Genomic DNA, 19560 nt, shown 5'->3' on the forward strand with positions numbered 1-19560 from the left:
GGTGAAAATAGCACTTCTTGCATTTCTCTTTACCCTCTCTCTTTGCGCGCAAGGGCTAGAGAGAGTTACGCTTCAGCTTGACTGGAAATTTCAGTTTGAAAACGTAGGTTTCATCATGGCGCAAGAGAAGGGTTTTTACAAAGAAGCGGGGGTTGATGTAACCATCGTGGAGTATGAACGCGGCACAGATATCGTTGATAGTGTCTTAAAACAAAAGAGCAACTACGGCGTCTATCACTCTAGCATTTTTATAGAAGATGGCAAGATTAAGCCCATCATCCTCCTCGCAACATACCTGCAACGCTCTCCGCTTATTTTTATCTCACATACCGAGATAAAAGAGCCTCAAGAGATGCAGGGCAAAACCATCATGGGTACAAGCAACGAGCTCAAATACAGCGCTTTGGGACTGATGCTCAAACACTACAACATCACAAAAGAGAACTCCACCATCAAAGAGCACACTTTTGATATCAACACTTTTATAGAGAAAAAAGTGGACATTATGAGCGGTTTTACCTCAAACCAACTTTTTGAACTTGACCAAAGAGGGGTAAAATACCACATCATAAAACCTATGGATTTTGGCTTTAACATGAGTGCATCCAACCTTTTTGCCTCCAAAAAAGAGATAGAAGAGCACCCGCAAAGAACAAAAAAATTTATCGAAGCGAGTAACCGTGGGTGGAACTACGCCATCAACCACATAGAGGAGAGCATCGAAGTACTCCAAAAAAAATATGGCGTCACAAAAAGCAAAGAGGCACTTGTTTTTGAAGCAAATGAGATAAAAAAGCTGATGATTTTGGACTTTTTCAAAATCGGAGAGATAAACAAAGAGCTTACAGAACTTACCTTTAGACAGCTCAAACGCTCAGATTTTATCGACAGTGATGCGCAGTTGCACCGTTTTAGTTTTGATGATGTGCTCAAAAATATCCAAAGTGATTTTGACTTGACCAACGAAGAGAGAGCCTATTTGCAGGCAAAAGGCAAAATCAGAGCCTGCATCGACCCAGAGTGGTACCCCTTTGAAGCGATTCGCGATGGCAAATATGTAGGCATAGGCGCGGACGTCATGCAGCACTTTGCAAGCAAACTTGGTATCCCCATAGAGCATGTACACGTCTCAAGCTGGCAAGAGTCCATCATCAACGCCCAAAAAAGAGAGTGCGACATCTTCTCTCTTGCCACTGAGACGCCCAAAAGAGCGCTCTATATGAACTTCACGCAGCCCTACCTCTCTTTGCCCGTTGTTGTCGTAACAACCAACGAAAAACCTTTTTTTGAAACTATTGCAGAACTTAGAGGCAAAAAAATCGCCGCCGTTGAAGGGTACTCTATCATCGAAGTACTAGCCTCCAAACATCCATCTATCGAGATAGTCGAGGTGGGCTCCATCAAAGAGGGGCTTGATATGGTGATGCGAGGGGAAATCTATGGCTATATAGACAACCTTATGGTCGTCTCCTCCTATATCCAAAGAGACTACACAGGAGTTCTTAAAGTCTCCGCACGCTTAGGCGAAAACCTCTCTTTTAGCATAGGTACAAGAAGTGATGAGCCCATTCTTTTAGAGATTTTTGACAAAGTCATCCCAACGCTCACCGATGAGAAACGCCAAAGCATCTACAACAGATGGGTCTCAGTCGTCGAAGAGGTCTCCTCTTTTGATAAAACACTTCTCTATAAAGTTTTAGCGATCATAGCGCTTATAGTAGGCTTTTTTCTCCATAGAGAGTATATGAACAAAAAGTACAATGCAAAACTGCTACAGCTCTCCATCACCGACAAACTCACAGGACTCTACAACAGGCTCAAAACGGATGAAACTCTCGAAGAGGAGCATAAAAAAGTACGCCGATTTAAGGAGTATGAAACCGCTGTTGCCATTTTGGATGTTGACTTTTTCAAGCATGTCAACGACACGTACGGACACCAAGCAGGCGATAGCATCCTCAAAGCACTTGCACACATCTTAAGGGCAAACACCCGAGAAACAGACACCATCGGAAGATGGGGCGGAGAGGAGTTTATGATTATTTTTACCAACACCTCCCTTGAAGACGCTAAAAAAGCATGTGAAGGTTTAAGAGAAAAAATAGCGCAACACTCTTTTGAAAAAACAGACGTGACCGCAAGCTTTGGGGTTGGTCTGTTAGAGCCTGAGCGCTCTATCTTTGAGTCTATCTCCTTAGTAGATGAAGCCCTCTACCAAGCCAAAGAGAGCGGAAGAAACAGAGTTGTCACAGCAACCTAACAAAGGCTCTCATAACAAGTAAAATACACATCGTCAGTTTTTTTTTGGAAGTGAGGCTTCAGCCTCGCCCATTTGGTATAAACTACAAAAGATTGGTTTTTAGACCAATGTCACACCCGCTAAACTCAAAATCAAGCTCACTCGGCATCTCTTTATAAAGCAGCGGACTATCCAAATCTATATACTTTATAACATCTCTATATGCAAATGCCAGATGCAACGCCATATTTATAGAGTATGGACCCTCAAGCATGGAACCCAGCATACAAGGCACTTTTTGCGCTCTTGCGTACTCTAAAATTTCTATCGCCTTGCTCACTCCGCCGCACTTCATAAACTTTATATTTATCATATCCGCACTCTTTGAGACAACGACTTTTTTCACATCTTCAAGAGTAAATGCCGCTTCATCAGCCAAAATAGGGATATGTGAAATCTCAGTTATCTTTTTCAACCCATCCAAATCAGAAGCGATAACAGGCTGCTCTATAAGCTCAATGGCTACATCAAACATATTGGCTATAAAAAATTCACTATCTTCCACGCTCCACGCCTGATTGGCATCCACAAGTATCTTTGCACTCGGCAGCTCTTTTGCGATGGCTCTCACAACATCCACCGCATGCAAAACATCACTTCCGACTTTTACTTTGAGTATCTCCATGCCATCATCAAACGCTTTTTTTGCATCATGAAGCATCATCGCACTCTCATTCAAACTAATAGTCACATCCGTTTGAAGCGGAGTTAAATCCGTTGTGCCAAAATAGTCGTAAAGCGATTTTTTTGCCTCCAAAGAGAGCAGATGCACAAACGCTATATCAAGCGCAGCCTTTGCACTTGAGCCGATTTTTGTATCATGTAGCTTTTCAAGTGCCTCTTCTGCCTCAAGCCCCAAAAACAGCTCTTGAACAGTTCCGATTGAGTGTAAGATATCCTCTATCCCCTCCCCCGTAATCGCCTTTGTGGCAGGTGCTTCACCAACACCGACAAACCCATTTTCACACTCTACAAAAACCCTCACGAACTCCACATGAGTAGCAGTGCGAAGAGCAGTTTTGAATGGAGTTTTTAGCTCTATTTGTTTTACGTGGGTTTTTATATCTGTTATTTTCATATTCTATCGCCAAACTCGCCACTGGCTAAAACTTCAATATCTGGAGAGTAGAGTTTTTTTGTTATTAAAGATAATGCAGTTACATTTTTGTTTTTTATCAAATTAAATACCCTATATGTTTATAATAAGGCGTGTTCAAAAACTCTTTTAGAAGCTCATTTGGAGGATTGATAAGATTTACCATATCGATAAGTGCAGTTTTTAATTTTTTCAAATCTTTGTAAATAACTATCCAAAGTATATCTGCGTCCACGCCTCTGTAGTCATGAGATATCTTATCTCTTAGTCCTGCTATATCACTCCATGAAAGCTCAAAAGTTACGGCGTTTTTTAGCTCTTTTTCTATTTTTTTAGACTCTTCACCGATGGCAATAAAAAGTGATATAACTGCGTTAAGCTCTTTTTGCTCATTTGCCCAGATAAAATCAGCAGGATTGTCAAAATCTTTTGTATATATCCAAGCCTTTTCACAACACTCTAAAATGGTAAAAATATGGATTAGATTTTTTTCATCATACATAGATAAAATCTTTCTTCGCATAATGTTTTACGATAGGATTCATATAATCAAGTGAGACAAAATCAACCTTAGAAACTTTTAGTTCCTTTGCCAGTTTTTCGCCGATATTTAAAAAATCCAATCCGCTTTGAAGTTCAAAGTTTTTATCCCTTTCATAAAAGATATCTACATCACTGCTACTTGTTGCTTCATCTCTTGCATAGCTGCCATAAAGCCCAAGTGTTGTAATACCATATTTTGCGTGAAATTCATCTTTTTTATTTTTTAGAAATGTGATAACCTCGATTTTAGTCATCGTAAAAAACCTTTGTGTATATTGGCTTAAGTATAACATAAAACATTTACAATGTTTACCCCGCCATCCAAACCAAAACACTCCCTACAGCCAAACCGCCAAAAGTCCCTATGATGTAGCCCATAACCGCCATCAAAACTCCAACTCCGACAAGTGCTTTGTTGTAGGTTGCGGCGAGTATGGATGCGGATGCTACTCCGCCTATGTTTGCCAAAGAGGCGACGGCTATGCTAAAGAGGTCGAGTTTAAAGAGCTTTGCACCTGCTACCATGATAAGCGCATGCACCACCAAGATACAAAATCCTGCAAAGACATAAACGCCCACGCCGCTGAAGTTTTCAAACAACGCTTTTGAGCCGATGAGGGCTATGAGCATGTAGAGCATGGTTGTTGCAACTTCGCTTGAGCCGTTGATGGTTTTTAGCCTTGTAAAAGAGCCTGCTACGCCAAGAACAGTGGCTAAAATCACGGTTGTTGTCGTGTAGTTTAAAATCTCTACTCCGCTTGAAGCCAAAAGATTTACCAAAAAAGCAACGGCGATAGATAAAAGCACGATAAACCAGTATCTCTTTGCGCCGATGGTGCAGGCACACCCTATCATGGAGAGTTTTGCCATCTGCTCATGCGAGGCTGTAAAGTTGTTAAAAGCGTGTGCAAAAGGGGTTAAAAAGAGCAAAAACATAATCCAAATCGTATAATTTACGCTATCAACTATAAGCGCATATCCAAAAGCCTCCTGACCCACACCAAGAGCCGAGCCGACCGCCACCATATTTGCTACACCACCCATCCAGCTCCCGCTCAAAGCCCCAAATGCGGAGGCGATTTTGGCATCAAAATCAAAAGCAAAAGAGACTAAGATAAACCCGATTGCAATAGAGAGAACAGCCAGAACATAAGCGATAATAAGATGCTTTCCAAGCTTGAAAAAATCTCTCAAGTCAACCTGCAAAAGCATCAAAAAGAGCATTGCGGGGAGAAGGTTTTTTTTCGTATTTTCATAGATAGCATCGATGGCCTCATTTTGTGCAAACGCCCCAAATGAGGCTAGCACCATACTAAATACATATATCATAACCACCGCAGGGACAAATCGAAAGAGTTTTAGTTTGCTCTTTTGCTCAACAAGTGCGACAAAAGCTGCCAACAAAGCCAAAGAGAAGAGGTAAACAAGCGGCGAGCTAATCATTTTTGTCCTTGCCTACATGGAGCAGATTTAAAACCGCTCACATTTGCTCTAAGTTCGCCCATAAACCTTTGCGATGGGTCATCTTTGTGTGTTCTGTAGCCTTTGTCTCTCTCAAGCCACAGCTCATGCCCCTCAAAACACCTGTACTCATAGTGCCCTATTAAGTACTCTATGGTTGAAAATCTTTTTTGAAGCTCTTTGACAAGCGCAATATTTGCCTCCAGCTGCTCTTTTGTAAGATTGTCCGCACCGCCCTGCCCACCGACATTTTCTATACCGATGGCGTTGTAGTTCAGTCCTATAACATGGCGTGCCATAGTGTCAAGCGGCATAAGCTGATGCACACTCCCGTCTCTTGCAACCATAAAATGGGCAGAGACATTGACCGCTCCGCCATTGTTGATGTCGGCTCTGACACTTGGCAATGTTTGCGAGGTAAATCGAGAGAGCGAATCGTTCAAATCATCTATCGCCGTATGGTGGATAACGATAATTTTGGGGACTATTTTTATATCCTCTACCTCTAAACCATAGTGCGATTTTATATATTTTTTTGTAAGCTCCACCCTTGTTTCTCCGAACTCTATGGGGGTTTGCTCTATCTCAAAAGCTGTTAAAAAAAGCGGCAAAAAAAGGAAAAATAACAAAAATTTATTCACAAAAAAGCCTTAAAAGAAGTTTGATAGTTTACTACAACTTTTATATATTTTTAATGGACACCGTTATATCATCGTGTCATGAGTACAGTTTCCATTGTAAAACAAAATCTTCTTCATGAACCGCTTAGTTCAGACGCACTGAGGCTTGCTCACGGTATCTACAACACCTATATTGAGCAGGATGAAGAGTCTCCGATGGAGATAAAAATCACAAATTTTTACAAACTTCTCCACCTTGACCCGTGCGAGAAGTCTATCAGTAAAATTCAAGAGCTATTTGAAGAGCTCAACGAACCTCTTGCTGTGAGAAATTTTGAATTTAGAGGCGAGAAAACACAGCTCAAATTTGTTCAGTTTTGCACCTACAAAATCACAAAAGAGAGCATAATTATAGAAATAAGCCCCGAATATCTGCATGTTCAAAGAGAGTATATGTTAGACTCCTTTTTGATATAGCCATTGCCTCTTTCGAGGCAGAAAAAAAGGAGAGAATTTGGCAAAAAAATATATTATCCTTGATACGGAAACAACAGGAACGGGCGAACAAGACAAAGTTATACAGCTAGGTTTTATGGTGTTAGGGGCAAAAGAGGTGGAGGTTTACAATGAGTATTGCGCAAGCGATATTCCCATCAGTTTTGGTGCGATGGAGACACACGGCATAACACCTGAGATGCTTGAGGGCAAACCTGCCTGCAAAGAGAGTAGCGCTTACAAAAAACTGCTTGAACTCAACGACCCAGAAAACTACCTCATCATCCACAACGCAAAGTTTGATATAGAGATGCTCAAAAAAGAGGGTTTTGTACCGCAAATGCAGGTAATCGACACCCTGCGTGTCGCAAAACATCTGCTCCCAGACGAAGAGGCGCACCGACTTCAATATTTTCGCTACAAAATGGAGCTTTACAAAGAGGAAAAAAAAGAGGCTGACCTTCTTGGCATAGAGATAAAAGCGCATGATGCTATCGGTGATGTACTTGTTTTAAAACTTCTCTTAAGCCGCCTTAAAGAGCTTACAACAGCCCAGTTTCAAGGTAAAAACCCAGTTACCAAGATGGTAGAACTTACCGCAACGCCTATCTTGATCAAATCTTTCAACTTTGGAAAGTACAAAGGCAAAACACTACAAGAGGTAGCTTCAAGCGACGCCGCTTATCTTAGATGGATGCTTAACTCTATGGAAAATCTTGATGAGGATATGAAGTACTCTATCAATCAAGTTTTATAAACTCATTTTCTCTTGGAAGTGAGGCTTTAGCCTCGCTTATTTAACGGGGCCAAAGCCCCATCTCCGATAAAATCTAGCCAATGAACCCAAAGAGTATGAACAACACAAAAGCAACTCCTCCACTGATAAGTGCGTAAGGAAGTTGTGTGTTGACGTGCTCTATAAGCTCACAATCAGCTGCCATTGAAGAGATGATAGTTGTGTCCGAGATAGGCGAGCAGTGGTCTCCAAACACCCCTCCGGAGATAACCGCCCCTATGCAAAGAGCGACATTTGCGTCCATGGCTACTGCCATAGGAAGAGCGATGGGAATCATAATACTAAATGTCCCCCAACTCGTCCCCGTAGAAAAAGAGATAACAGAAGCGATGAGAAAAATGACCCCTGCCAAAAGAGTAACACTTAGATTTTGAGTAGCAAGTGATGCCAAATAGTGCCCTGTTTTAAGCTCTGTCGTCATTTCCCCTATTGCAAATGCAAAGAGCAGTATAAGCGCAATAGGTACAAGTTTCCACGCCCCCTCAAGAGCAGTTTTGCTCCAGAGAGAAAGTGACATATTTTTTGTCCCGACAAAATAAAAGAGTGTAAAGAGCAGCACGGCGAGCATCGTATAAAAGATAGAACTCGAACCGCTCCCTTTGAGTATATCTCCGCCACCGGTTATATATAAAAAGACAAAAACCAGAAGTACCATCAGGGCTATGGGCCAGAGCATATAAAACATACTTGCACCATTGCTTGTTATGTCGCTATTTCTAGGCGTGTATCTTGCTTTTTTCATAGCACCGATATCTATGTTAAACCAAATAAACAAAAAGGTAACCACCAGTGCCGCCATGGAGTAAAAGTTATAAAAAATAGCATCTATTAAGATATCGATCGCATTGGCATCCATAACTCCCAGAGATATTTGCGTAGCTACAAGCCCCAGAAGAAGCGCGCCCCAGCCGTTTAAGATGATAAGCGAGCTAATGGGTGCAGATGTCGAGTCGCAAACAAAAGCGAGTTTGGCACTTGGAATTTTATATTTATCACAAAACGGTTTACCAACTGCTCCTGCGATGAGCGAAGTGATGGAAGATTCGACAAAGATAACAACACCGATAAAGTAACTAAGCATCAAAGCCGCACGAGGCGACTTGACCAACCCCACTTTATGTTGCATAAAATCGACAAAACCCTCTATGCCACCAGACTTTTCTATCAACGCCATGATACTCCCAACCAAAACGGCAAAAGCTAAAGTTTTGAGTATCCAAGCTTCTAAGAGTAGAGAGAAAAAGAGCTTAAAGAGAGTCTCGATGGATGCAAAGAGAGAAAAATCGTTGAAGATAAAAGCCCCAAGCGTTATGCCCCCAAAAAGCGAGAGCATAACATTTCTGGTTATCAATGCTAAAGCGATAGCTAGAAGGGAGGGAAGAAGCGAAAGCGCGGAGAGTTCTATGCTAAAACTCTATAGAGAGCAACACTAAACCAGCTCTGCCAAAAATCTCTTTGTAAGGCTCACACTCCTTCTCTTTTATTACTCCAAATCCGAGTTTTTTATAGTAAAGCAGTGTTTCAAGCGAACCTATCTCAACGATGGTCTGCGCGATGCGGTAGCCTTTAAGTCTTGCACTTAAAAGGCTTTTTTGCATAAGCGCTTTTAAGATGCCAACATCCATAAAACCCTCTAGCTCTTCCATATAGTCAAAAACAAGCGTTCTGCTGTTGAGTGCAAAGCCGCAAATCTCCATAAGCCCAAAATACTCACTCTCCTCACCATTGACACCAATCTCATCCAGAGCGCTTATAAACGTCTCTTTTGTGATGAGACGCGGCTCATAACTCGCAAGTGAACCAACACACTTTCCATCCATCTCAGCGATTAAAAAGTTGGTGTAGTGCGAAGGAGATTTTGCAGTAGTAGTCGTTAATTTTTCTAAATTTTTTAAAATCTCTTCATCACTATTTGTTTTGAAAATAAGGTCATAAATACCTATCTTCTTGTCAGCTCTAGTACTTTGTAAAATCATCTGTGCTAAAAACGATGCGTCAGCACTAGTCGCTTTTCTTATGTTTATACCCATAAACCTTTTTCCATATTCAAAAATTAATCTGTTTCACATTTTGGTAATAGTAACATACTTTATGGTAAAAAGTTTCTTAATTATTCTAATTTGTCAAATCTTTATTTATGCGAGCCAGCAGATAGTTTTTGTCATTGCTGATGACTACAATGCAACCAAGGCAGAGCTCTTTTGTTTTGAGCAAAATAGGCAGGTTTTGGGTCCAATAGAGGTCAATTTGGGTCAAAATGGACTAGGTTTTGGGGTTGGCGATATGACTTTTTTGCAACCACAAGATGCACCTCTTAAACAAGAGGGTGATAAAAAAGCGCCCATTGGGGTTTTTTCTCTGGAGGCTCTTTTTGGGTATGAAGCAAATACGTCACTCAAGATGCCCTATCTTCACGCAACAAAAGAGCTTATCTGTGTTGATGATACAGAGTCAAAATTTTATAACCAGATTATAAAAAAACCTTATGATTTGCCAAAAAGTTTTGAAGAGATGAGACGAGATGATGGGCAGTATGAGTTTGGCATCACGGTGGGTCATAACAAAGAGCAACTTTACAAAAGAGGTTCTTGTATCTTTATCCATGTTCAAATGGGGGATAATGCACCGACAGCAGGATGCACTTCAATGAAACTTGAAGATTTGCAAAAAATCACCTCTTGGCTTGATATAAACAAAAAGCCAATTCTCATACAAATCACAAAAGCACAAAAAGAGGAAGCTTTAAAACTCTACCCGATGCTAAGGAGAGAAGAGTAAAAACTACTCCTCTTCTTTGCTCATATAGTCTTTTGCGGCAATCCCCATAAGAGAGAGACCAGTCTTAAGAGAGAGACCCACAAGCATAAGAAGCTTGAGAAGTTTCGCCTCATCCTCCGTACCGATAATTCTGCAATCATAGTAAAACTTATGGAGCGATGCAGCGAGAGATTTGAGATATTCTGGAAGCTTTTGTACCTGTCTTGATGCAAAAGCATCCTCAACGATTTCAGGTAATAGAAGCGCGTCAAACATCAAAATGTCTGCATTTTCATCCAAGTTTTTCAGCGTTGCCGCCATAATCTCTTCTTCACTCAAATCACTCTTTGAAAGAAGCGTTTTGATACGTGCATGTGCGTACTGGATGTAAAAAATCGGGTTAGAACTATCTTGCTTTTTAAATTCTGCCAAGTCAAACTCTAACGCCGTATCGCTCTTTTTAGAAGCAAAGATAAATCTCAGCGCATCCGAACCAATCTCTTCTACGATGTCGCTCATAAGGATAACATTACCCGCGCGCTTACTCATCTTATAAGGTTCGCCATTTTTTAAAAGACTTACCATTTGAGAGAGCTGCACTTCAAGTTTAGAGCTATCATACCCCAAAAACTCAACCGCTGCTTTTACACGAGGAATATATCCGTGATGGTCGGCTCCCCAGATGTTGATATAGTGGTCATACCCACGTTCAAACTTCTGGTTATGATAGACAATATCACCCGCAAGATAAGTCGGTCGTCCATCTTCACGAACAACAACTCTATCGGCATCATCACCCTTTTGAGAAGATGCGATAAAGATTTTGTCATCTTTCTTATAGATGCCCTCTCCCATCTTTGCCATAACCCTCTCCCAATCATCATAGAGAGAAGATTCATAGACAAAAGTGTCAAAAAAGATATTAGTCGCACCCAAATCTCTTTTTATAATCTCCATAACACCATCTTTTGCCCAGATAGCAAGCTCTTTTTGGCGAGATGCATCACTTAAAATCTCTATACCGAACTTCTCGACTGCCTCTTGTGCGAGAGGGGAGAGGTACTCTCCTCTGTAGTAGCTCTGCGGGTACTCAACACTCTCTTTGAGTATATTTTCACGCCCATAAAGCTGGATAGAAAGCCCTAGCAAATCTATCTGATTGCCCGCATCGTTTACATAATACTCAGCCGTTATATCATAACCTAAGTGCTTTGCAAGTCTATAAAGAGTGTCCCCATAAACCGCGCCTCTGGCATGTCCTATATGAAGCGGTCCTGTCGGGTTTGCACTGACAAATTCTAAAAGAATTTTCTCTTTTTTCTCGCCCTTTGCAAACTCGCTTGGATTTTGCAAAGCCCATGCCCCGTACTCGCTTAAAAAGTCTTCACTGAGACGGAAGTTGAGATACCCTTTAACAGAGTCAACTTTTCCAAAAACATCGCTATCTTCAAAAGAGGATGCAAGTTCATCGGCAATTTTCATAGGGGATTGCTTCAACTCTTTTGCTAAAGAGAAAGCTATTGGGGTAGCAAAGTGACCAAAAGAGCGGTCACGAGGCTTTTCTAAAACAACTTCACGACCAAACTTTTCGCGCAAAAGCGCCGATACTCGTTGTTTCAATGGTTACGCTTGTGTTGTAGTTTTTGGAGTTTCAACTGTTGCAGTTGTTTCTGTCGGCTCTACTTTTTTAGGAGTTTCAGATGATGCAGTTTTTATTTCATCGCCATCAACGTCATCATTTTTCATCTCAGCTTTAAAGTTTTTGATTCCCTTACCGATTCCCTTTGCTAACTCAGGTATCTTTTTTGCTCCAAAAAGTAAAACTACAATCGCCAATATAACCAGTAACTCTTGTCCACTAGGCATTCCCATATTTCATTCCTTCTTTAAAAATTAAGTTGAAAATTATAGCCAAATATGCTGTAACTTCTCTTATTGCTCTATATCTTCCCAACTTCGCACAAAATCATTTATCTCATTTGCAGGGATTTTTACTCTTGCCGCTTTTGCTATAACACGCAAAACTTCTGCCGCTTCTTGCAAGTTGTCATTGACGATGAGAAAATCATACTCACTCACTCTTTGCATCTCTCTCTTTGCCATGTCGATGCGGCGATCTATCACCTCTTGAGAGTCTGTTTGTCGCGCTTCAAGGCGTTTTTTAAGCTCTGAGAGCGTGGGAGGCGAGATAAATACCGAAGTAGTAATATCCCCCAAACGGTTGATAATAGTAGCATTCCCCTGCACATCAATATCAAAAATGACAAGTTTTCCCTCTTTAAGAGCCTCTTTGACGGGTTTGATGGAAGTACCATAGTAGTTTCCATGCACAACCGCATACTCTAAAAAAAGTTCTTGCTCTATATCTTGTTTAAACTCTGACTCATCCACAAAGTGATAGTGAACATCGTCTTCTTCACCTGCTCTTATTGGTCGTGTAGTAGTAGAGATAGAAAAATAGCACTCTCCGATATCTTTGATAACCTCTTTAAGCAGTGAACTTTTTCCTGCTCCGCTTGGACCTGAGAGTACTAAAATAGCTCCTGATTTATGATTCACTACGCATCACCTAATGTTATATTTATATTTATCTTCATCCCTTGAAGTGAAGCAGCGACATCTTCATTTGACAAGGCTTTGAGGAGTTTTTTAAGTGCTTCTACACCGTTGCTATTGTGGCTTGTATGTTCTAAAGAGCTCTGTTCATCTGCTTTTTCTAAAGTCACATCTTGAGATGTTTTTGCATCAAAGAGTTCTGGCTGTTCCTCTTGCACCTCTTCGCCAATAGCGAGTTTTAAGTCTCTGCTTGTCAAAGAACCGATACTCAAGAGTATGTCCTCATCAAGCTCACTCTGCAAATCTTCATCGCTTAGAGAATCCACTGCCTCTTGTATCTGGGATGCTAAATCTTCTTCTTCAAACTCTTCTTCAGGTTCTTCCTCTTCAAGATTTTCCTCTTCAACCTCATCCTCTTGTAGCGCTTTTTCAAGCTCCTCTTGCGCTTCTACCTCTTCTTGTGCTTCCTCTTCAAAGTCATCTTCTTCAAGCTCTTCTTCTTCAAAGTCATCCTCATCAAGTGTCTCTTCAAGCTCCTCTTGCGCTTCTACCTCTTCTTGTGCTTCCTCTTCAAAGTCATCTTCTTCAAGCTCTTCTTCTTCAAAGTCATCCTCATCAAGTGTCTCTTCAAGCTCCTCTTGCGCTTCTACCTCTTCTTGTGCTTCCTCTTCAAAATCAAGCATTTCTTCTTCGTCAGTCTCTTCTTCAAGCCCATGCAACGCATCTTCTTCAAAAGAGAATGAATCTTCCATCAACTCCTCTTTTGGAGTTTGGATATCTTCTAGCTCTAATGCGTCATCTTCAAAGTCAAGCGCATCATCCTCTTGCTCATCTGGCGTAGTGCCAAAGTCAAAATCATCAAAGCCTTCCGTTTCTGTCTCTTCTAAAAGTGACTGTACCTCTTGAAGCTCATCTTTGTCTAAAACACCCTCTTCTTTGACATCTTCAAGCGCCGCATCATTATATGCCGCTTCATCTAAGGTATCAAACATATCCAAATCTTCCACCTCTTCGAGTGCGTCTAAATCATCTAGGTCATCTAAAGATTCATCTGTTTCAAAATCATGAAAGAGCGCATCATCTGCAAGTGCATCCAAGTCACTCTCTTCTATGCTATCCATCTTGCCAAGATCTACGGTATCAACCATTTTTGCCAAAGCGATAAGTGTTTCAACAAGATCAGTAGGTAAAAAAGGTTTTTTAAGCGTTTTAGTAAACTCCACTCGTTCCTGCGCATCTTTTGAGCATATAAAAAGAGATTCGCTAAAGCTTATCTTGCTTGCTATCTCATCCATAGCCTCATCGCTATAAAGTGCATCATCTATGATTAAGAGGTCATACTCTCCAGATTCTATGGCTTCAATATTCTCAGCTGTATGCAACTCATCTGAAGTCTTTTGTACGCTCAGAGTTACTAGTTTGTTCACTACTGGATTATTGTTTAAGAGTAAGATATTCATTCGATTTTCCTCAGAGGCTGTTTTGACATTATTGTAGCAAAAAAACGAACTGATGTTACGCACTTTTACAAAATTTGCATGTGAAATGTTATTTTTTGGAAGTGAGGCTTTAGCCTCGCTTTGTTGCTTTACAATATAAATGAAATTTTAAACGGGGCTAAAGCTCCCGCTTCCAAGAGAGTGTATAACATCAATCAAAAAAGCATCTCCAAAAAGTTAAATGCTTCAAGCATTTGGTTCTTTAAGATGAGCATAATAGCAGTGAGTGTTGCGATGAGAACGGCGAAAGAGACCATGATTTTTATTGGAAATCCAATGACTAAAAGGTTAAACTGCGGCATAGTTTTCATAAGCATTCCAAATATCACATCAGCAAGCCATCCAAGTGCTGTGATGGGAAAAGCAATCATAAAACCGACCAAAAACATGTTAGACATCGCTTGAATGATATAGCCAAAAAGGTTCTCACTCATCACAAAACCACCGAGAGGAATGTGTTGCAGCGAGCTGTCGATGAAAAGCAGCATCCAGTGGTGCATATCGACAGCAAAGAGAATCATAAGTGCCATAAGCGACAAAAACTGCGAGATGATGGGCATAGAGATTCCAGATTGCGGATCGATTGCGCTTGCCATGGAAAAACCCATCATAAAAGATATCTGTCCTCCTGCAAATGTGATAGCATTGAAAGCGATTTGCAGCACAATCCCAATCGCGAGCCCTAAAAAAAGCTCACTTAAAATAGCCAAAACAAGGTTTGGAAGCGTAATAGCCATCACCAAAGGAGGCATAGAAGAGTAAAAAACGATAGTGAAAAAAAATGCCAAAGAAGCTTTTATCTCCATTGGGATACTATTGTGCGAAAAAATGGGTACTGCCATAAAGAGCGCACCAAAACGAAAAAAGAGAAGAAGGAAGCCGACGATATAGGTCTCAGTAAAGACTTGCGGCCACGTCATCTCTTCTTCGCCTCTTTTTTTTGCATCAACGTACTTCTACAAGCTCTTTGTTGAGAAGTTTATAAACTCTGCTGCACTTGTGTGCTAACACATCATCGTGAGTAACCAAAATCATTCCGGCGCGATGTTCTTGAAGATACTCAAAAAAGATCTCCATAACCTCACTTGCTGTTGTTTTATCAAGATTTCCTGTTGGCTCATCCACAAAAAGAAGGCGTGGTTTTTTGGTTAAAACTCTTGCGATAGAGACTCTTTGCTGCTGCCCGCCTGAGAGTTCAGTTACTTTTTGGTGGATAGTTCCATCGATGTTTAGTCTCTTAAGCAACGCACCATCTACCTCTTGGTTGGAGAGGATGGCTGCTACTTCGAGATTTTCAAAGCATGTAAAGCCCTTAAAAAGATAATGAGACTGAAACACAAGCCCTATTTCGTCACGTTTTATCTGCGCAAGTCTCTTTTTATTCATACTTGCAACATCTTCTCCAAAAAGAGAGACACTTCCCTTGTCTGGCTTTAAAAGGGTTGAGAGTATATGAAGCAGTGTCGATTTACCACTGCCACTCACGCCGATAATAGCGATGGATTCGCCTGCGTCTAAATCCAAAGAGACATTAGAAAAAAGTTCATAATCAAAAGTTTGTGATAAGTTTTTTGCGGATAATAAATTCATAGGAGTATTATAACAAAGTTAGAGAGATTTTATAGAGAGAGAAAGTGAGTTAAGGAAAGATTCCTTAACTCATCTGTGCTGCAACTTCTGCAGCGAAGTCATCGACTTTTTTATCGATACCTTCACCTACTTCAAGGCGCACGAAATCAACAACTTCAGCTTTTCCACCAGCTTCTTTTGCCGCTTCTTCAATAGCTTGTGCTACTGTAAATTTATCATTGAGAACATACGTCTGATCTAGGAGAGCAAGCTCTTTGTCAAGCGTTGTGTTGTCGTCGATAAAACGAGCAAGTTGTCCTGGAACGATTTTGTCCCAGATTGCTTCAGGTTTGCCTTGAGATTTAAGAACATCTTTAATTTCCGCTTCAGCTTGTGCCAAAACTGCATCAGTAAGTTGTGCCATAGAGATATACTGTGGCACATTTTTAAGAGGTTTCTTAAGTCTTGAGAGCTCTTCATTCTCTTTTTTGATAGCTTCGATTCTTCCGATTGTCTCAGACTCAACGAATGCTGCATCAAAATCTTTGTAAGAAAGCGTTTTTGGTTTCATAGCAGATGCGTGCATCGCTACATTTTTAAGCATCGGGCGAAGTGCATCGGCAGTTTTTTTGCTGTCACACTTAGCAGCTACGATAACTGCAATACGGTTGTTTGAGTGAACATACCCGTTGATAGCTACAGTCTCATCTTCAGCTTTGATAGTTTTAAAACGGCGAAGTTCGATTTTTTCACCGATTTTTGCAACGCTCTCTGTAAAGTAAGAACCAAATGCTGTCGCTTTTAGGCTCTCTACATCTGCCGGAGAAGTCTCATAAATCTCTTCTGTTGTTTTGAGTACTAGGTTTTGGAAGCCCTCATTTTTTGCAACGAAGTCTGTCTCAGAGTTAATCTCAACAACAGTAGCTTTTGAGAAATCATCTGCAATTTTAAGTCCGACAAGACCCTCAGCTGCAACACGGTCTGCTTTTTTAGCAGATTGTGCGATACCTCTCTCTTTTAGCCAAGCAGTTGCTTTTTCCATGTCTCCATCACACTCAACAAGAGCTTTTTTACAATCCATCATCGGCGCATCAGTTGATGCGCGTAGATCTTTTACCATTGCTGCTGTTATTTCTGCCATGATTACGCTTCCTCTGTATCGAAATCTTCTACTTCAAACGCATCTGCATCTTCTGCAACTGCTTCTTCTTCTGGAGCATCTTGAGCGATATCATCTCTTCCACCGCTTCTAAGTGCTTTACCCTCATTGATAGCTTCTGTCATTTCACGGCAGAAAAGTTGGATAGAACGGATAGCATCGTCATTTCCCGGAATCGGGTAAGTGATAAGGTCTGGGTCACAGTTTGTGTCAAGTGGAGCAACAACAGGGATACCTAAACAGCGAGCTTCTAAAACAGCGATATGCTCTTTAACAGCGTCCATAACAAAAAGCATATCAGGAAGTCTTTTCATGTTTTTGATACCGCCAAAGTACTCTTCAAGCTTCTCTTTTTGACGAGTAAGCATAAGAGCCTCTTTTTTTGTCAAAAGGTTGATTTGCCCGTTTTCTTGCATCTCAGTGATAACATCAAGTTTGCGGATAGACTTTTGGATAGTTGGGAAGTTAGTAAGCATACCACCTAACCATCTGTTGTCAACGTATGGCATACCACAAGCGATTGCTGCATCTCTTACAGATTGGCGAGCTTGTTTTTTTGTTCCAACAAAAAGAACAGTTTTGCCCTCAGCTGCTGCATCAACAACGATTTGGTATGTGTTGCGGAAATAGCGAAGAGTTTTTTGTAAATCTATAATATAGATATTTTTACGAACACCGAAGATGAATTTTTTCATTTTTGGGTTCCAACGACGTGTTTGGTGTCCGAAGTGTACACCACACTCTAAGAGGTCTTTCATAGTTACCATATAAGGTCCTTTAAGGGCATTTTTCAGCCAGATTTTGTCAGTTAGCATTGGTAATATCGGGCAATTTTCACCTAGAAAGGGAGTTGCACTGACTTTTGATACATACCTGTTGAATATTTCTCTGAGCCAAAGCCAAAAGAAAATCCGCGAATTATACTCAAAAAAAAATTAAGGCTTGCTTTGTCACGCAGCACCATTACGCACTGTATAGCAATAAGTTATATAAAATTATCACAATTTAAAAAAAATTTTATATAAACTTGGTATAGTACTGCAACGATATTATAAAAAAGTATTATACATACTTTCAAAAAAGGATGAACATGAACAAGCCATTACTGCTCTCTTTAGCTACTGCGATGCTTCTTACAACAAATCTAAGTGCTGAGTCTATGTACGAAAGATTTGAGGCGATGGAGAAGGAGATGCAAAAACTCAAAGCAGAGATTGCAGAACTTAAATCTCAAAAATCCACGCCTAAAGTTGCTGTCAAGAAAGTAGCAAAAGGTACGGAAGAAGAAGAGGATGAGGACGAGGAAGATGCGAAGGAGCCAAAAGTAGCATCGGCATCAAAAGCACAAGGTGCGGTAAGTGTTGCGGCAAACGCTAAAGACGAAGAGGAAGAGGACGAAGAGGATAGTGTCGAAGATAGACTTGGCGACATTGAAGAAGCTATTTCGGAGATCAACAGAAACACCTCAGGCTCACACCTTAAGTTCCAAGTGGATTATAGATTTGCCATCGAAAATATGGACTATGAGATGGCAGATGGCTCAAGTGCGAAAAACGATGCATTTATGACCAACAGACTTTGGATAGATATGGGGTATAAAGCAACCAATAACCTTAGCTTTATCGGACAACTTGCTTACAACAAAGCGTTTGGGGCGAGAAGCGGAGCAAATGCTCAAAACGCACCTTATGAAACATTTGACTGGATAGCAAATGAGAATGCATACGATGACCAAATCAGAGTTCGCAACGCTTATTTCTTATGGCAAGAGCAAGAGTTTCTTGGTTTAGATATCCCATGGACATTTAGTATCGGTCGCCGTCCATCCACTAATGGCGCACTTGTCAATCTAAGAGATGACGATGCTGCTTCCTCGCCAATCGGACATGGCATCAATGTAGAGTTTGACGGACTCAGCTCACAATTTACACTGAGCCAAAAGTATGGAACATCGGTAAAACTTTGTCTTGGACGCGGCATGAGCGAAGCCGCTCCAAAATTTACATCTACTCCCTACGCTGATAGCGAAGGGGTTAACTCGGATATAGATTTGGCAGGATTTATCTTTACTCCTTATGATGATAAGCAGTATAAAGTCTCAAGTATGTACTACCATGCAAGTAATCTAATCGACAACAATACAGCAGGTACGGGTTTTGATACAGTTGGAAACATGCATAGCGGTGTTTTCTATGCTTCTGCAAAAGGAATAGGCAAAAATCTAGGTTCATTTTTAGATGACACAACTGTTTTTGCAAGCTTTGCAGTCTCGGTAACAGACCCTAAAAACGATCAAGGCATGTTAGGTTCAGACGCTGGCGAGAGCAAAACGGGGACATCTTTTTGGATAGGAACACAGTTCCCATCCCTACTCACGGATGATGGGAAATGGGGCTTAGAGTATAACCACGGAAGCAAGTACTGGAGAAGCGTGACTTACGGAGAAGATACGAACATTGGCTCTAAAATTGCAGCGCGTGGTGATGCGTATGAAGCTTACTTCACAGAATACCTTGTGGATGATATCCTCTCTATGCAGCTACGCTATACCTATATAGACTACAAATACAGCGGAAGCAACGGCTTCTTTGGAAATACATCGGGATATGCGATGGAGATTACAGACAGTATGCCAAATGCCGACCAAGTTGTCGACAAAGCACAAGATATCCGCCTCTATATCCGCTACAGATACTAAACAAAACTTCAA

General features: G+C 40.9%; 20 protein-coding genes. 5 read left to right on the forward strand and 15 right to left on the reverse strand.

Annotated elements, in window-relative coordinates:
• Position 1 precedes the first annotated feature (1 nt).
• Entirely contained in the window at positions 2-2260 is a 2259-nt protein-coding gene (locus tag AC6H4V_RS10170) for a diguanylate cyclase (protein ID WP_497606742.1), read from the forward strand.
• An 82-nt stretch (positions 2261-2342) separates the two neighbouring features.
• On the opposite strand, the gene AC6H4V_RS10175 is transcribed toward AC6H4V_RS10170, so the two are convergent.
• From AC6H4V_RS10175 to AC6H4V_RS10195, 5 genes are all read right to left on the reverse strand, one after another.
• Complete coding sequence (locus tag AC6H4V_RS10175; RefSeq protein WP_497606743.1) at positions 2343-3377, reverse strand: dipeptide epimerase; 1035 nt, start codon at positions 3375-3377, stop codon at positions 2343-2345.
• 97 nt (positions 3378-3474) lie between these two features.
• Positions 3475-3897 (reverse strand): HepT-like ribonuclease domain-containing protein, encoded by a 423-nt coding sequence (locus AC6H4V_RS10180; protein WP_428729864.1) that lies wholly within the window; start codon positions 3895-3897, stop codon positions 3475-3477.
• A complete protein-coding gene (locus AC6H4V_RS10185) occupies positions 3890-4192 on the reverse strand; it encodes a nucleotidyltransferase family protein (protein ID WP_428729865.1) in 303 nt (100 codons plus the stop codon). The genes AC6H4V_RS10180 and AC6H4V_RS10185 overlap by 8 nt, the downstream gene beginning before the upstream one ends.
• A 55-nt stretch (positions 4193-4247) precedes the next feature.
• Positions 4248-5381, reverse strand: coding sequence for a DUF819 family protein (locus AC6H4V_RS10190; RefSeq protein ID WP_497606744.1), 1134 nt, complete (start codon positions 5379-5381; stop codon positions 4248-4250).
• Positions 5378-6040, reverse strand: a complete 663-nt coding sequence (locus AC6H4V_RS10195; RefSeq protein WP_497606745.1) for an N-acetylmuramoyl-L-alanine amidase — start codon at positions 6038-6040, stop codon at positions 5378-5380. Before AC6H4V_RS10195 ends, AC6H4V_RS10190 begins: the two co-directional genes overlap by 4 nt.
• Before the next feature lie 78 nt (positions 6041-6118).
• On the opposite strand from AC6H4V_RS10195, the gene AC6H4V_RS10200 reads away from it, so the two are divergent.
• On the forward strand, positions 6119-6496 hold the full coding sequence (locus tag AC6H4V_RS10200; RefSeq protein ID WP_497606746.1) for a hypothetical protein: 378 nt from the start codon (positions 6119-6121) through the stop codon (positions 6494-6496).
• 37 nt (positions 6497-6533) lie between these two features.
• Positions 6534-7271: an exonuclease domain-containing protein gene (locus AC6H4V_RS10205; protein WP_497606747.1), complete on the forward strand. Its 738-nt coding sequence runs from the start codon at positions 6534-6536 to the stop codon at positions 7269-7271.
• A gap of 73 nt (positions 7272-7344) precedes the next feature.
• Here the strand turns inward: AC6H4V_RS10205 and AC6H4V_RS10210 are convergent, their stop codons facing one another.
• Positions 7345-8661, reverse strand: a complete 1317-nt coding sequence (locus tag AC6H4V_RS10210) for a Na+/H+ antiporter NhaC family protein (RefSeq protein ID WP_497606748.1) — start codon at positions 8659-8661, stop codon at positions 7345-7347.
• A gap of 55 nt (positions 8662-8716) precedes the next feature.
• Positions 8717-9340 carry an acyl-CoA acyltransferase gene (locus AC6H4V_RS10215; protein ID WP_497606749.1) on the reverse strand — a complete coding sequence of 208 codons (624 nt, stop codon included), beginning with the start codon at positions 9338-9340 and terminating at the stop codon, positions 8717-8719.
• A gap of 61 nt (positions 9341-9401) precedes the next feature.
• Between AC6H4V_RS10215 and AC6H4V_RS10220 the strand changes: the two genes are divergently transcribed.
• On the forward strand, positions 9402-10088 hold the full coding sequence (locus AC6H4V_RS10220) for a L,D-transpeptidase family protein (RefSeq protein WP_497606750.1): 687 nt from the start codon (positions 9402-9404) through the stop codon (positions 10086-10088).
• A 3-nt stretch (positions 10089-10091) separates the two neighbouring features.
• Here the strand turns inward: AC6H4V_RS10220 and argS are convergent, their stop codons facing one another.
• The 8 genes from argS to rpsB all read right to left on the reverse strand — a co-directional run bounded on the left by argS (position 10092) and on the right by rpsB (position 17617).
• Positions 10092-11687: an arginine--tRNA ligase gene (gene argS / locus AC6H4V_RS10225; RefSeq protein WP_497606751.1), complete on the reverse strand. Its 1596-nt coding sequence runs from the start codon at positions 11685-11687 to the stop codon at positions 10092-10094.
• 3 nt (positions 11688-11690) lie between these two features.
• Positions 11691-11939, reverse strand: a complete 249-nt coding sequence (locus AC6H4V_RS10230) for a Sec-independent protein translocase subunit TatA/TatB (RefSeq protein WP_428729875.1) — start codon at positions 11937-11939, stop codon at positions 11691-11693.
• Positions 11940-11999: 60 nt separating this feature from the next.
• Positions 12000-12626, reverse strand: a complete 627-nt coding sequence (gene gmk, locus AC6H4V_RS10235) for a guanylate kinase (RefSeq protein ID WP_497606752.1) — start codon at positions 12624-12626, stop codon at positions 12000-12002.
• Positions 12626-14083: a DNA topoisomerase IV gene (locus AC6H4V_RS10240; protein ID WP_497606753.1), complete on the reverse strand. Its 1458-nt coding sequence runs from the start codon at positions 14081-14083 to the stop codon at positions 12626-12628. The genes gmk and AC6H4V_RS10240 overlap by 1 nt, the downstream gene beginning before the upstream one ends.
• A 194-nt stretch (positions 14084-14277) precedes the next feature.
• Positions 14278-15042, reverse strand: coding sequence for a flagellar biosynthetic protein FliR (gene fliR / locus AC6H4V_RS10245; RefSeq protein ID WP_497606754.1), 765 nt, complete (start codon positions 15040-15042; stop codon positions 14278-14280).
• A 25-nt stretch (positions 15043-15067) separates the two neighbouring features.
• Positions 15068-15712, reverse strand: a complete 645-nt coding sequence (locus tag AC6H4V_RS10250; RefSeq protein ID WP_497606755.1) for an ABC transporter ATP-binding protein — start codon at positions 15710-15712, stop codon at positions 15068-15070.
• A gap of 64 nt (positions 15713-15776) precedes the next feature.
• Positions 15777-16832 carry a translation elongation factor Ts gene (gene tsf / locus AC6H4V_RS10255; protein ID WP_497606756.1) on the reverse strand — a complete coding sequence of 352 codons (1056 nt, stop codon included), beginning with the start codon at positions 16830-16832 and terminating at the stop codon, positions 15777-15779.
• 2 nt (positions 16833-16834) lie between these two features.
• A complete protein-coding gene (gene rpsB / locus AC6H4V_RS10260; protein ID WP_497606757.1) occupies positions 16835-17617 on the reverse strand; it encodes a 30S ribosomal protein S2 in 783 nt (260 codons plus the stop codon).
• A 323-nt stretch (positions 17618-17940) separates the two neighbouring features.
• Here rpsB and AC6H4V_RS10265 point away from each other — a divergent pair, with 323 nt between their 5' ends.
• On the forward strand, positions 17941-19548 hold the full coding sequence (locus AC6H4V_RS10265) for a DUF3373 family protein (protein WP_497606758.1): 1608 nt from the start codon (positions 17941-17943) through the stop codon (positions 19546-19548).
• The last annotated feature ends 12 nt before the right edge of the window (positions 19549-19560 follow it).

Source organism: Sulfurimonas lacustris, assembly GCF_059705355.1.